Source organism: Blautia sp. 210820-DFI.6.14 (genome assembly GCF_020558815.1).
Lineage (GTDB): Bacteria > Bacillota > Clostridia > Lachnospirales > Lachnospiraceae > Blautia_A > Blautia_A obeum.
This window is the reverse complement of sequence record NZ_JAJCKS010000014.1, coordinates 1-13,312: the sequence shown is the minus strand read 5'-3', so window position 1 is coordinate 13,312 and position 13,312 is coordinate 1. Positions and strand designations below refer to the sequence as shown.

13 protein-coding genes are annotated in these 13,312 nt (G+C 38.7%); 12 read left to right on the top strand and 1 reads right to left on the bottom strand.

The genetic code is table 11. The features are described 5' to 3' along the window. Positions 1 to 176: 176 nt before the first annotated feature. From LI112_RS11015 to LI112_RS11005, 3 genes are all read left to right on the top strand, one after another. A complete protein-coding gene (locus tag LI112_RS11015; RefSeq protein WP_255646977.1) occupies positions 177 to 938 on the top strand; it encodes an Rpn family recombination-promoting nuclease/putative transposase in 762 nt (253 codons plus the stop codon). 159 nt (positions 939 to 1,097) lie between these two features. Then, the gene (locus tag LI112_RS11010; RefSeq protein ID WP_227190712.1) at positions 1,098 to 1,544 is read left to right on the top strand and encodes a flavodoxin; all 447 of its coding nucleotides are present in this window, start codon (positions 1,098 to 1,100) and stop codon (positions 1,542 to 1,544) included. Positions 1,545 to 1,574: 30 nt separating this feature from the next. Further along, a complete protein-coding gene (locus tag LI112_RS11005; protein WP_227190711.1) occupies positions 1,575 to 1,826 on the top strand; it encodes a hypothetical protein in 252 nt (83 codons plus the stop codon). 90 nt (positions 1,827 to 1,916) lie between these two features. On the opposite strand, the gene LI112_RS11000 is transcribed toward LI112_RS11005, so the two are convergent. Continuing rightward, positions 1,917 to 3,026 (bottom strand): adenosylcobinamide amidohydrolase, encoded by a 1,110-nt coding sequence (locus LI112_RS11000; protein ID WP_227190710.1) that lies wholly within the window; start codon positions 3,024 to 3,026, stop codon positions 1,917 to 1,919. A 748-nt stretch (positions 3,027 to 3,774) separates the two neighbouring features. On the opposite strand from LI112_RS11000, the gene LI112_RS10995 reads away from it, so the two are divergent. The 9 genes from LI112_RS10995 to LI112_RS10955 all read left to right on the top strand — a co-directional run bounded on the left by LI112_RS10995 (position 3,775) and on the right by LI112_RS10955 (position 13,263). Then, on the top strand, positions 3,775 to 4,194 hold the full coding sequence (locus LI112_RS10995) for a DUF4313 domain-containing protein (protein ID WP_227190709.1): 420 nt from the start codon (positions 3,775 to 3,777) through the stop codon (positions 4,192 to 4,194). Between the two features lie 45 nt (positions 4,195 to 4,239). Further along, positions 4,240 to 4,575 carry a hypothetical protein gene (locus tag LI112_RS10990; protein WP_227190708.1) on the top strand — a complete coding sequence of 112 codons (336 nt, stop codon included), beginning with the start codon at positions 4,240 to 4,242 and terminating at the stop codon, positions 4,573 to 4,575. Beyond that, positions 4,541 to 4,954 carry a hypothetical protein gene (locus LI112_RS10985; RefSeq protein WP_118037271.1) on the top strand — a complete coding sequence of 138 codons (414 nt, stop codon included), beginning with the start codon at positions 4,541 to 4,543 and terminating at the stop codon, positions 4,952 to 4,954. The genes LI112_RS10990 and LI112_RS10985 overlap by 35 nt, the downstream gene beginning before the upstream one ends. 67 nt (positions 4,955 to 5,021) lie before the next feature. Next, positions 5,022 to 5,741, top strand: a complete 720-nt coding sequence (locus tag LI112_RS10980; protein WP_181998563.1) for a Cas9 inhibitor AcrIIA9 family protein — start codon at positions 5,022 to 5,024, stop codon at positions 5,739 to 5,741. A gap of 11 nt (positions 5,742 to 5,752) precedes the next feature. After that, positions 5,753 to 6,295, top strand: coding sequence for a hypothetical protein (locus LI112_RS10975; protein WP_117593468.1), 543 nt, complete (start codon positions 5,753 to 5,755; stop codon positions 6,293 to 6,295). Next, positions 6,292 to 8,484, top strand: a complete 2,193-nt coding sequence (locus LI112_RS10970; protein ID WP_118037269.1) for a PcfJ domain-containing protein — start codon at positions 6,292 to 6,294, stop codon at positions 8,482 to 8,484. The genes LI112_RS10975 and LI112_RS10970 overlap by 4 nt, the downstream gene beginning before the upstream one ends. Positions 8,485 to 8,586: 102 nt before the next feature. Next, positions 8,587 to 10,776, top strand: a complete 2,190-nt coding sequence (locus LI112_RS10965) for a PcfJ domain-containing protein (protein WP_227190707.1) — start codon at positions 8,587 to 8,589, stop codon at positions 10,774 to 10,776. A gap of 638 nt (positions 10,777 to 11,414) precedes the next feature. Further along, positions 11,415 to 12,974, top strand: coding sequence for a hypothetical protein (locus tag LI112_RS10960; protein WP_173902128.1), 1,560 nt, complete (start codon positions 11,415 to 11,417; stop codon positions 12,972 to 12,974). Positions 12,975 to 13,068: 94 nt separating this feature from the next. Continuing rightward, a complete protein-coding gene (locus tag LI112_RS10955; RefSeq protein ID WP_227190706.1) occupies positions 13,069 to 13,263 on the top strand; it encodes a helix-turn-helix domain-containing protein in 195 nt (64 codons plus the stop codon). The last annotated feature ends 49 nt before the right edge of the window (positions 13,264 to 13,312 follow it).

The window sequence follows — 13,312 nt, the reverse complement described above, 5'->3', positions numbered from 1 at the left end:
GTCATTCATTGATGCTAAGATAAAATAAACAAAAGCTTTTTCGAAAATTTCTTCATAACATAAAAAGAATAAAGAGGGAGGTGACAGCGAACGTGGCAGATGAAAAAATTGTGCCAGAGAACGGATTGGAAGTACGTTACGAAAGATATAAAGGTATTATTAAGAATTTTACACTCATGAGTGACATATTTATGAGAAATGTTTTCAAACAGAGAGAATGCTTGGAATATGTTCTGCAGGTCATTATGGAAAAACAGGATCTGAAAGTAATTGATCAGATCATCCAGAAGGATTATAAGAATCTGCAGGGACGATCCGCAATCATGGACTGTGTTGCCAGAGATTCCGAAGGCAAACAGTTTGATGTGGAGATCCAGCAGGATAATGAAGGTGCATCACCTAAGAGGGCACGTTACCATAGTGGTTTGATGGACATGAACACTCTAAATCCAGGTCAGGATTTTGATGAATTACCGGAAAGCTATGTGATTTTTATTACCAGGGATGACATCCTTGGGTATGGTTTTCCTATTTACCATATTGACAGGCATATCAAAGAAGCCGATGATAGCTTTCAGGACGAAGCACATATTATATATGTGAATTCCAGAAAACAGGAAGACACAGAACTTGGGAGACTTATGCATGATCTGCATTGTAAGAATGCGGATGAAATGCACAGTCCAGTTCTTGCAAAGAGGGTACATGAATTAAAAGACACGCAGAAAGGGGTTGAGCTTATGTGCCATGAAATGGAAAAAATTTATAGCGAAGGAATGGAAAGCGGCGAAAAGCGCGGTGAATTAAAGGCTAAAAAGGAAACAGCCCTTTCACTTGCAGAAATGGGTCTGCCTGTTGAAAAAATTGCAAAAGCTGTAAATCATAATGTGAATGAAGTCCAAAAATGGATTGATGAAAATCTATGTGCAATAAAATAAGGAACGCATTTATAAATGGGCAGGTCTGTTGGGCTTGCCCTGATTTATATAATATCGTGCTTAAGAGTAAATATCCAGTTATAATAGAGCAGTTATTCTGTATCAGAGTTGTAGAGACATCAGCCATAAATATATAGTATTAGAAAAGGAGCCTATCAAATGGAAACATTAGTTATCTATTTTTCGCAGAAAGGAAAGACAAAAGAAGCTGCTGGACGGATCGCACAGCTTTCCGGTGCAGATCTGGCAGAGATTAAGACTCATAAATCTTACCGGATGTCTTATAGAAAAACGGTATTTACCGCATTAAAAGAAATTTTATTAAATGAGCGGCCAGAACTGGATATGGAGATTCCTGATATTTCTGCATACGACAGGATACTGATAGGAAGTCCGATCTGGTGTGGAACATTTCCAAATGCAGTATTCAGTTTTCTGGATAAGGTAAACCTGAATGGAAAAAAAGCAGCAATTTTTACAACCAGCGGAGCTACAGAACCACAAAAAATTGCGGTGAAGATCAAAAAGAAATATTCTGCAAAATGGTGCAGACCATTTAATGCGAACCATGCAACAGATGAAAATATCACAGATTGGTTAAAATAGTATGATCTCACGAACAGGAATGCGGATGAAATGCACAGTCCGGTTCTTGCAAAACGGGTACATGAATTAAAAGACACGCAGAAAGGGGCCACGCTTATGTGCCATGAAATGGAACAAATTTACAGCGAGGGAATGGAAAGCGGCGAACTAAAAAAAGCAAAAGAGACAGCTCTTTCTATGGCAGAAGAGGGGATGGATGTTAAGAAAATTGCCCGTTTGGTTAAAGTAAGCGAAGACGACATCCAGAAATGGATTGATGAAAACATGTGTGTAGCGAAGTAAATAAAAATGATATTATAGTGGGTAAGTCGGTTTTCGACTTACCCATTTATATTAAAAGTTAGAAATTTTTAGCACTATGTTGTCAAAATTCTAAATAGCAATATACAATAAAAGCAGATACATAAGCTGTTCTTTTATTGAAAAATGCAGCAATCCGGGCTGCTCCCATGCTTTTGCCGGATATGCTTTTTCAAAAAAGTCTCCATCTTTCCAATAGAGTCCATAAATCAGAAGACGTTTCCCCTCCCGGATAGCTTCCGGCTCCATAATCAACTCCCAACGAACCTGATCCATAAGGTGAAGATAAAGTGATACACATAGAACCAGGTTACTGGTACGATTGTGTGCAAGAAACTTCTGCTCCAATAATGAGGGCATTTCAAAAGAAATCTTAAAATCATTAAAAATTTTTCTGTATTCTATATAAAACTCCCATAAAGTAGCAGGTGTGATCTTATATCTTGCAGTGCGTGCAGATAAAAGAAATTGCCTCGGGCCAGAGGCCGCTGTTTGGTTAAGAAGAGCTTGTTTTACGGCAGATTTCACGGATTTTCCAATCAGTTCACCAAGTTTGGAATGTCCAGAAGCATCCGTAAGAGTTCTGGTACCATCAAGATTAGAAGCGATTACAATTCCGTCAGTTCCAGAACCTGTTGCGATCTCTTCGGAATAGCAGCTTCCCAGTAATAACTGAGAAACAGCAGCAGCTTTCGATTCTCCACAAAGCATCAGTGCTCTGGACATTGCTGCATCAGTCAAATTCTGATTAATGAACAGAAAAATATTGATTGTTCCAGGAGAAAGCATTTCATAATTTCCATCCTCTTCGTAGTAAGAAGCGGGATCGCCGGGATGCATGCCATTGGAGTCAATTCCACCGGTCACAACAGCAGTTACCGTAAGATCCCGGAAGCATACTTCTTCTATAGCACGTAATTCAGTCCAGGCTGCGGTACTTAAGGCAGTAGTGCAGGAGGGGGAAAGACCAAGGGCGTGGACATGTGCAGCTAGATCTTTTTCATAAGTATCTCCAAGCATTTTACATTCATAAGAACCATTCATACAATTGATATTTACAGCATGAGAAAGGTGCCTTGTAAGGCCTCCGTTTAAAGGACTTGTGCTAAGAACTTTTGCTTTTTGTGAAAAAGTGAAGATGGTATTCCCCAATTTTTGCTCGCAGGTAAAAAAAGCTTTCATTACATTTCCTTCTTTTATTTTTATTTATTTATTTTATTAATATCTTTTGATCACGTCAAGTGACATATTTTCACCGCTTAAATTCTATAATTTTCACAGATTCTTAAAATTTATACCATAGTATCGTCATAAATATACTGTATATTAATAACTGCAGATGCTAATTAAGGTATCTCATTTTTAAATATTTTTCTTTTTCATATGCCGGTACGAAAGTATCGGTCTCCTTCCTTTTTAGGACGTATTATTATAATTTGCACAAATCTTAGCCCATAAGAGAGTGACGCTCTGCATATCCTCGGCAGAGCGTCCTTGTGCATTTATGGGATCTTATTTTTCATAATATATTCCAACATATGCTTCCTTGAAAATTTTCCTGATGGACGTAGAAAGAGCAGAGAAGTAAAAATGGTAAGCGTACTTGAAAATGATAAAATAGCAAGATACAGTATTCTGTTCGCGGTATTTTGTTGACGAACACAATATATTGTGTTACCATATAAATGGATTATTTTTATGCATGGTTTGCCACGCAGCAAAGTTTTTTGTTCCGGATATGCTGTTCCGGGAGCAACATTTAGGCGAAGGCCTTTTATCAATAGGAAGACATCAAAAATCAAAAGAAGATTTTTGGTGTCTTTTTTTGTTGTCCAAAAACGAAATGTGAAGTGTGCAAAAAAACAGGAAGGGAGGAAATGTAAAATAATCCACAAAAGATGAACAGGAAAATCAAAAAAGGAGGCAGAATATGGGACAGGATATATGCATTCGAAAAGATGAAAAACCATTGGGATATGACTGGGAATGTGGACATGAGGAATTATATGTCAGAGTAAATATGTACTACAACGGATCCCTGTATGTCGGATTATGGCAAAAGCAAAAGGAATGTGAGAAAAAGCTGGAATTATTCGGAGACCTTACAATTGGAGTTATGGGATTCCTAAGACCGGGGCAGGCAATAATCTCGGATTGCGGAGCAAAAGCAAAGGTTGCGTTTATTGAGAAGTATAAACTCGGAAAAGTTGTAGGTAAGAGGAAAATCAATTATGGCAGCTATTATGTTGCAGAGTTTAATCTTGCACGACTTGCACAGCTCGATCCAGAAGGTACGGAAAGATATCTGCTCGAAAATGGTCTTGATCAAAAAGAACTTAAAGCAGATTAGAGTAAAGATGTACATTTAAAAACCAGGCAATAAAGGTGGTGCGGCATGAAAGACGACGAATATAAGGGATATTACTGTCTGCTGATTGCAATTTTGTGTGATTTGAATGTAGCGGAAGCCAGCACAATGTACGAATACGGACCAGATCATCCGCTTTGTCGGAAAATCCTGAAAAAGAAAGTTCGGAAACCGTCCATAAAAAAGCTAAAGGAAACAGAACAGGCAGCGGTTATGAAAGCTCTTCTTGATCAGGGATACAGCCAGGATGCAGTATCGGAAGCATTTCAGTGTTTTCCATCTACGGTCAGGCGCAGAGTAAGAAAATTAACAGAAAGGAAGGAAACGAATGACAGATCAGAAATTGATTGCAGGAATATTTAATGATTTTTTGGGACTTTATACGGGCAAAATTCAGACCGGTATCCGTCCTTTGATTGAAAAATATAAAAGCCATCCCATGCTGATGGGGCTCCTTTCCAATTTGGATGAAGCGGCAAAGATTCAGGCACCGAAAGCCATGAAAGAAATCTATTCTTTCTATAAGGAATATCGTGGCAGGGATCTGGAAGATGCTGACTGGAAGGAACTGACAGAAAAAGCCCGTCAGATCAGTGCAGGATGGGAGGAAAATGAATGGGTTCGCCGTGTTGTGTTGGAAATGATCAGTCTTTTGGATTCTGATGATGCAGAGAGACGCAGGATTGCATTGGAAGTAGAAAAAGAAATGGAAGCGGCTGAACAGAAAATGAATGCGGCATAAAAAGCAGGCAGGGGCAGGAGATTTTTTCTTCTGCCTCATGTTTTTATCAGGAAAGAAGGGACCGATTATGTTAAATGAGATCATAAAAACTGCAGAAGAATTAAATACAGCAGCATTGCATTACCGCCAGAGTGGGAATATGGATGGTGTGCGGGAACTTGCCAAAGCATATGCAGTTTCCCAAAAACAGACAGAGAAATTTATTCAAGGCAGCCGCTACCGGCTGGTTGATATACCGATTGAGGAAAGAAAGTTTGCGAATGCGTCTGAAAAACTGCGTGCAGAAATGTTTGCCTTAAAGGATGCAGGCTTTGCGGACATCATAGGACAGTATCTTGTAAATCTTGCCAAAACGGATTCAGCTTTAAATGCACAGGTGTTAAAAAAACATAAGATGCTTCAGAGATGTTTGGATTACGTGACGCAAAAAGCCTACAACATTGCACTGGAGGGAGCGAAAAAAAAGGGAGAGAACGGCATTCGGGCCAATACAGGCCTGGCACTCTCCGGCGACCAGGTTTTTCCCTGGGTACTTGAATATTATGCGAAAGATGATGAAAAAGAAATAGCAGAAAAAGAGCAGGAAGAAAAGAAAAAGATTCAAAAGGAATGGGATTCGGTAAATAAGAGAACGAAAACAATACCGAAAAACCAGGGGACAAAGAAAGATTCCGAGGTGCATCCCAAAGAAGCAGCGGAACAGGAAGAAAAGCATATCAGCAGTAAAAAATCAAAAGATTCCGGGCAGATGTCCTTGTTTGACATGATGCAGCCGAAAGAGAGTTAAAGGAGAAGGATATGATCGCATATAAAGGATTTCAAAAGGATTTGAAATGTCGGGGCTTTCAGTTTCAGGAGTATGGCATAAATGAAACGGAAAAAGCAAACTGTAGACAAAATGGATTTCATTGTGCAGAAAACCCACTGGATTGTCTCTGCTATTATCCGAATTGGAAAAATTCCGTGTATTACATAGTAGATGCATCAGGGGATTTGGATGAAGATGGAGAAGATTCAAAAATCTCCTGCACAAAGATGCGCCTGTTAAAGAAAATTGAATTGAGAAGCCTGTTATTACACGGAGCTGCTTACATGTCGAAATATCCAAACCGGAAATGGAACTCCCATGTTGCAAAAGAAAGCGGGACCAGCTGCAACGGATTTTGCATTGTACGTGGAAAAGACCCCAAAGCCAAAGGACAAAAGGGCGATTTACTGTTACTTTTAAAGGAGCAGCCTGGCAACAGCCAGATACTGGAAATTGGGGTCATCTGTATCGATGGTCAGAAATATCCGGAGGAAGCATGGATTGATGTGACTGGAAAGCTGGTGGAGTTATGAGAAAAAAGAGGTTGATGGAGTTAAAACCATTAAAAGTGATGAACAGACATATCGCCGATGCAAAGAAAACGGAAATATCTTTGAGTACACTGGAGAAACAAAGGGGTGAACCCGGAAAATATCGGATGTATTGTCGGGCAGCAGTAGAAAAAGGAATTTTAAAAGTGTATCTATTTGCCGTAACAGATATTGAGGAGAATATAAACTTTCCAAGGTACCGTCTGTTTATCAGCAGAAAAGAGAGACGGTTTATAACTTATGATGAAAAATTAAAAAAATGGAGAAAGGCACTTCTTGAAAGTATCTTATGGGATGCAAGGATTGATTTTGGCAACATCTATGTAAATGACTGTGATACCAAGGTCATCCAAAAATATTTAAAGACAATGCAGCCTGCAATCCGGGCACTGGAAGAGTTTCAGGCGAATATCCGTAAAGAACAAAGGATACGTCATGATAAAAAACTTACAGATTCATGGGACCAAGTGATGAAAACTGTATCTGGACTGCCTAAGAACTGGATCGGATGGGTTTCAAAATATGGAATTACGGAACACTATATCTTCTACAAGTATCAGAAAAATGGTGCTACAGAAGGATACTGTACATATTGCAAAAAACATGTTCCAATCCGCTCACCCAAATATAACCAGAAAGGACATTGTAACGTGTGTGGACAACCGATTACTTTTCGTTCCGTGGGAAAGTCTGGAAGATTTTGTACAAAGTGGTACAGAGTCTATCTTATCCAGAGGAGACGCAAGACTTCTGGTTTTGTGCTCCGGATCTTTCATGCCAGAACGTGGTATAAAAAGGGCGGCTATACAGATTGCGAAACTACCTGCCATGAAGAGCAGAGAAGAATCTTCTCTGCAAATGGAGAGGAAATTTCCAATTTCGTTTATGACCTGTTCAAACAACGGGAAATGCGTTGGATTTCGTGTAGAAGTTTTTGGTATTATACTTGCTGTGACAGTCAATATAAAGGAATGGTTTATCCATATACCCTGTCAGATCTGTCCAGGCATGAATTAAAAGAAACCGGTCTGTATGAGTATGCCCTGGGACAGAAAAAGATAGATCCTGGAAAATATCTTTACCTGTGGAAGACATACCCGGTACTGGAACAAATTGTAAAAGCGGGGCTTTTCCAGTTAGTTGATGATGTACTGGACCACAGGGCAACAGATGCAATAAAAAGAAAAGGCAGAAAACCAACAGAATTCCTGTCCGTGAATAAGAAAGAGTTTCGAAGGCTCCGAGATATGAATGGCGGGGTAAAAGAACTTAAATGGCTGCAACTTGAAAAGAGTACAGGAAAAACAATCAGGGATGAAGAAATATGCTGGATGGTAAAAGAAGGATTTGAACCAAACGACCTGAAGTTTGTTCTGGACCAGATGAGCATCTGCCAGATTCGACATTATCTTGTGAAACAATCAGAAAAATCCGGGGATGATATCAGCCATGTGCTGCAGGTGTGGAACGATTATCTTTCTATGGCAAAAAGACTGGGAATGGATATACATGATTCCATTATTTACCGTACCAGAGATCTTCAACTGCGCCATAAAGAGGCGGTTTTGAAGATAGAAGAAATGAAACGCGGAATCCGACGCAGGGAGCTGGAAGAAAAGTATGTCGGATTTCAGAAACATCTCATTGATTTGAAAGAAAAATATGAGTTCAGTGACGGTGAATATCAGGTCATTGCACCAAAGAGTATCGATGACATCCTATATGAAGGTGATACGCTTCATCACTGTGTAAATAAGACGGATATTTATTTTGACCGGATCGTTTCAAAGGAAAGCTATATCCTGTTTTTACGGGAAAAAGAGAATCCGAAAGTACCGTTTTATACACTGGAAGTTGAACCAGATGGAACCATCCGGCAAAAACGTGCGGAATTCAACCGTCAAAATAAGGACATTGATAAGGTGACTTCTTTTTTAACATTGTGGCAGAAGGAAATTCAGAAACGATTAACCAAAAAAGATCGTAAGAACACAGAAGAAAGCAGGAAGCTCAGGCAGCAGAACTATCAGGAGATACGTGATAAGCATGTAGTTGTCCATGGCGGAGCATTTGCCGGGGAACTTCTGGCTGATCTTTTAGAGAAAGACTTAATGGATCTACCAGTGGAATCGGCAGAAAACGAAGAAAGCCCTACTGAAATAGCGGCGTAAATAAAAGGATAAAGTGGATGCGGCAGGGAGTTCCCCTGCTGCATTTGAGCAGAAAAGATAAAATGACATTATATGCAGCAGAAAATGGAGGAGAGGACGGAAATGAATAAAAAAGAATTGCGTAATATGAAATTGCTGGAAGCTACGGACGAACTGATAAAACTTGCAAAAGAAGATGTGCCAGTAAGAGATGAAGGATACTATACGGAGCAGCTGATTTATCAGAGGGGGCTATATTTACGTGCAGAAGTAGAAAACAATATTTTAAAAGTAGCATTTTATCTGGCAGAATATCTTTCCAGGGACTGTCGGAAACCTGTATATACATTATATATTGATAAAAAGAACGATGTTTTTAAAGGGTATGATTACCGGACAAAGAAATGGTCAGATAGTATGCTGGATAAGACCATTTTCTCAAAATGGTTATATCAGGAAAATTCTTATATGAAAGAGGCGGATACAGCGTTGATCCAAAAGTATCTTGAAAGTGAATATGACGATGCTTTTTATGCACTGTATGTATATCAACGTGAGCAAAGACACCGGAGGCTGGGCATGAAATATGAAAAAATTCTGACAAGCTGGGATCAGTGTATGGATAGACTTCCCAAAATTCCGAAAGACTGGCTGAGATGGCAGAAAAAAGTTGGAATTACCCAGAATTTTATCTTTTATCATTACAGCCGCAGGAAAGATCAGACAGGATATTGTAGTTGGTGTGAAAGCGAAGTTCCAATCAGCCATCCTCACCATAATGCAGTGGGGCATTGCCCAAAATGCAGACATCAGATTCAATATAAAGCATTAGGCCGGGCCAAAAATATAGAAACCCAAAAAGAGACTGCATACCTGCTTCAGACCTGTGGAAATAATGTATTTGTTTTGAGAGAATTCCAGCTTCAGATGCTCATAGTAAGCAGCTCATATAAAAAACCAGTATATTCTTTCTTTGAGCGCCGGAGAATCCTGTATGATGAAAAATTAAATACGAAAGAATATTATTTCGGCCGTCATCATTGGACAAAAGAAAGCCGATGGATCCAGGGTAAATTACAGGTTCCACTGTATCCAGGTTACGGTGGCTATATGACATATGAAAAATATAATATGGGAAATATTTATGGAAAATCACTGTATGGCATTAAAAACAGGACATTCCGTAGGACAGGATTCTACGAATATGCAAAAGTCAAAAGGTTTTTAGATCCGGTAAGTTTTTTTGAAATGGTTAGAGAAAGGCCCTACCTGGAACGGCTCATTAAAGCAGGACTTTATCATCTGGCAGAGGACATTATGGATAATAAAGCACAGATCTATTGTGAAGATTCCGGAGACCTTGGAAAAGCACTGGGAATTGACAGGTTCCGCTTAAAAAGGCTGCGTACAAACAATGGGGGAGAGATTTTTCTTCAATGGCTATTACTTGAAAAAGCCCAAAACAAGCTGATCCGTGACGATGTGATTTCGTGGATGTGCCGGGAAAAGCTTAAACCAGCGGATCTTATGTTCATTATGGATCGTATGGCCCCTTTACAGATCAAAAATTATCTGGAAAAGCAGGCAGCAGAAAGTGGGGAATCCGTGAAAGACCTGATCAAAACATGGAAGGATTATCTTAATATGGCAATTCGGGTCGGAGTGAATGTGCAGGATTCTGTTATCTACCGTGCACGAAAGCTCATGCAGAGACATAATGAAATGATAAAAGAGATAGAAGCAAAAGATTTGATTTTAAGAGCCGGAGAGCTGGAAAAGAAGTATCCGGGTCTGAATCGTATATGCAGGGATTTGAAAAAATATGAATATGCGGACAAAGAGTATCAGATCGTTGTGCCGGAAAAAGTGGATGACATTTTGTATGAAGCAAAACTGATGCATCACTGCGTAAATAATACAGAAACCTATTATGAACGAATGAGCCAGCAGGAATCCTATATCCTGTTTTTGAGAAAGGCAGAACAACCAACGGAGGCGTACTATACGCTTGAAGTGGAACCGGATGGGACCATAAGGCAGACACGTACTTTTTATAACCAGCAGAATGAAGATATTGAGCTTGCAAGGGATTTTCTTGTAAAATGGCAGAAACAATTAAAAAAGAAACTGGCAAAAGAAGATTATAAACTGGCTGTAAAAAGTCAGAGTCTCAGGAAAAAAGAGATTGACGAGCTCCGCAGCAAAGGCGTTCGTGTAAACGGTGTTGGGTATTGCAACAAATTGCTTGCTGAAATTCTGGAGGAAGATTTAATGGAGGCTGGGAATCGAGAACTGGAAGAACAGGCCGCATAATAGCAGATTGATATATCACAAAAGTAACTTTAACAGTAAAATGAAATTCCTGTGAAAATTTGGGGATATTTACAGAAACAGCTCTGAAATTCTCTTTTATTTAAGTATAAGGGATTTTATGGAATTCCTTAAATATACTCGAAACGGAGGATGAGATTTGGAGGAAAAATTAAAGTTGCTTTGGCTGATATTGATCTTTGTTGATTTTGGGCTTATGTTTGTTTCATTTCCAATCTTGATTTATGTGATTTTTTGTATGACATGAATACAAAAAGCCTTCTGTAAGTGCCCTTTTCCGGTGAAAAGACCGGAGGGGCATTTGCATGTATGCAACAGTTTATGCATGTATTCGCAGGAATACGAGTAAAATACTACCCAGCTGCTACTGTTTAAAGCCTGTAGTGAAATTGACATTAAGTATCTGGAATGATACGATAAAATTGAACATTTTGCAAGGCAGATCGCACAAATTTTATTCTGATACGAGGTCAGAATTTTATACTTTATACCGCGTCTGCGGATCAACCGATAAAGACACAAAAAGAGTAAAATGAACTCTTGGAGTGTCTTTTTTTGTTTGGCAAAATGTTTTGACATGTATCAGATCCAATCACGATAAAAGGAGGAAAGAAGTTTTTATGCCACGTAAAATCAGATCAAATTACATGGAGAAATTCAAATTTGTGTACAATGGCAGAACTTTTGAAAGTAAGCATAAATGCTGTAATTTTTATGGAATATGTTACCGTAGTGTAATGGCATATCAGAATCAATATAAATGTAGAACTGAAGAAGCGATTACACATTTTATTGAATTGAAAAAAAGTAAAGAGATCATATTCCGAAATCGAAAATGGGCCAGCATTAAGACCTGCTGCGAATTTTATGATTTAAACGAAGATTCTGTCAAGACCGATATGTGGAATCGAAAATGCACACCACAGGAAGCGATTGAACGGGCAATAGAATGGAAAAAGGCACATGAAATCACATATCATGGTGTGAAATACCCATCACTGCCTCAATGTTGTGAAGACCTGGAGATAAATCCTATATCAGTACGTTTGTATATGGAAAAAAATGGGGTTTCTTCTACACGTGCGATTACACATTATATCAAATCTAAAGAGAAAAGAGCCTTTGAATTCCGTGGAAAAGAATACAAAAATTTTACGGAATGTTGTCTTGCGTATGGATTAAAGCCAAAGTCAGTAAGTTCAGCAGTATTTAAAGCGAAACGTCCTCACGCGGATGTTATGGAAGAAATTATCTCTCATATGGAAGGTTGTATGCCAAAAGAAGTAACGAAAAAAGAAGAAATTCCTGAAAATCAGGTGATGTCTAAAGAAAGGCATCGTGCGAAAGAGGCTTTTTTTTATGAGGGAAATAAATATATCTCACTTGGACAATGTTGTGAATTCTATGGAATTAATGAATCTAGTGTACGCAGTAGAGCTTGGCGAAAAAAGTGTACATGGGAAGAAGCTGTGAAATATTATATTCAAAAAAAGGAAACAGAAACACCGAAAATGCAATTCTTTTATAAAGGGAAAAGGTATAAAAGTGTTTCAGCATGTTGTGCTGAATACGGCGTTAATGCTTCCAGTGTGCGTAACCGTGCCAAAACAACAGAATGCAGCATTGAAGAATCTTTGGATCATTTCATAAAAAAAGCCAGAATGGAAACACAGCCGTCGGTATTTATTTTTAGAGACAAAACCTATAGGTCTTTGGAAGAATGCTGTCTGGAATATGGAGTCAACGCTGACAGTGTATCTTCAAGAAAATATAGATTGAATTGTACTATGGAAGAATCATTGGAGCATTTTATTGAAAATAAAGATATGATTGCCGAAAGAATACAAAAATTTACATTTAAAGGAATAGAATATCGAAGTCTCCGGGCATGTTGTCAAAAATATGGTATTGATGATATATGTGTGAGACAAAGAGCACGAGATAAGAATTGTTCTCTTGAAGAATCGTTTACACATTTTATGACGAGAAAAAGGAAAAAAATGTTAAGTAACCCGGAATTTGAATATCATGGAACTGTTTATCCATCGCTTAAAGTATGCTGTGAGAAATTAGGAATAAATAAAAGCAGTGTAATAAGTCGAAGCCATAGGGCCGGATGCAGTTTACAGGAAGCAGTGGAGTATTATGTCAGCCAACAGGAACGTAGAACATTGGATTAATCTATAAGGCCAGCAGGCAGCCTTTTTTAGAATTTATATAATAGAGAGGAGGAACGGTCAATATCATCTGCCTGCAGATATTGACCGGTTATATATGTTGCGAAAAAAAACACAGCCGGAAGCAAACAACGATAAAATTCTTATATCCGTTAAAGAAGCCTGTGAGCTTACAGGACTTTCTGAGAAAACAATGAGATCATTGATGAATGAAAACTGTTTCATGGTACGGATTGGGCGCAGAACACTGATTGATAAGAAAAAATTTCAAAAATGGATAGATCGGCTGTAGGTTTGTCAAACATATGTTACACCCCGATCAATAAATTCCCTCAGAACAG

Bases quoted from the DNA above. Each gene is read 5' to 3' on its own strand.
- LI112_RS11015 (WP_255646977.1), top strand. From the start codon at position 177: ATGAGTGACATATTTATGAGAAATGTTTTCAAACAGAGAGAATGCTTG.
- LI112_RS11010 (WP_227190712.1), top strand. From the start codon at position 1,098: ATGGAAACATTAGTTATCTATTTTTCGCAGAAAGGAAAGACAAAAGAA.
- LI112_RS11005 (WP_227190711.1), top strand. From the start codon at position 1,575: ATGCACAGTCCGGTTCTTGCAAAACGGGTACATGAATTAAAAGACACG.
- LI112_RS11000 (WP_227190710.1), bottom strand. From the start codon at position 3,026: ATGAAAGCTTTTTTTACCTGCGAGCAAAAATTGGGGAATACCATCTTC.
- LI112_RS10995 (WP_227190709.1), top strand. From the start codon at position 3,775: ATGGGACAGGATATATGCATTCGAAAAGATGAAAAACCATTGGGATAT.
- LI112_RS10990 (WP_227190708.1), top strand. From the start codon at position 4,240: ATGAAAGACGACGAATATAAGGGATATTACTGTCTGCTGATTGCAATT.
- LI112_RS10985 (WP_118037271.1), top strand. From the start codon at position 4,541: ATGACAGATCAGAAATTGATTGCAGGAATATTTAATGATTTTTTGGGA.
- LI112_RS10980 (WP_181998563.1), top strand. From the start codon at position 5,022: ATGTTAAATGAGATCATAAAAACTGCAGAAGAATTAAATACAGCAGCA.
- LI112_RS10975 (WP_117593468.1), top strand. From the start codon at position 5,753: ATGATCGCATATAAAGGATTTCAAAAGGATTTGAAATGTCGGGGCTTT.
- LI112_RS10970 (WP_118037269.1), top strand. From the start codon at position 6,292: ATGAGAAAAAAGAGGTTGATGGAGTTAAAACCATTAAAAGTGATGAAC.
- LI112_RS10965 (WP_227190707.1), top strand. From the start codon at position 8,587: ATGAATAAAAAAGAATTGCGTAATATGAAATTGCTGGAAGCTACGGAC.
- LI112_RS10960 (WP_173902128.1), top strand. From the start codon at position 11,415: ATGCCACGTAAAATCAGATCAAATTACATGGAGAAATTCAAATTTGTG.
- LI112_RS10955 (WP_227190706.1), top strand. From the start codon at position 13,069: ATGTTGCGAAAAAAAACACAGCCGGAAGCAAACAACGATAAAATTCTT.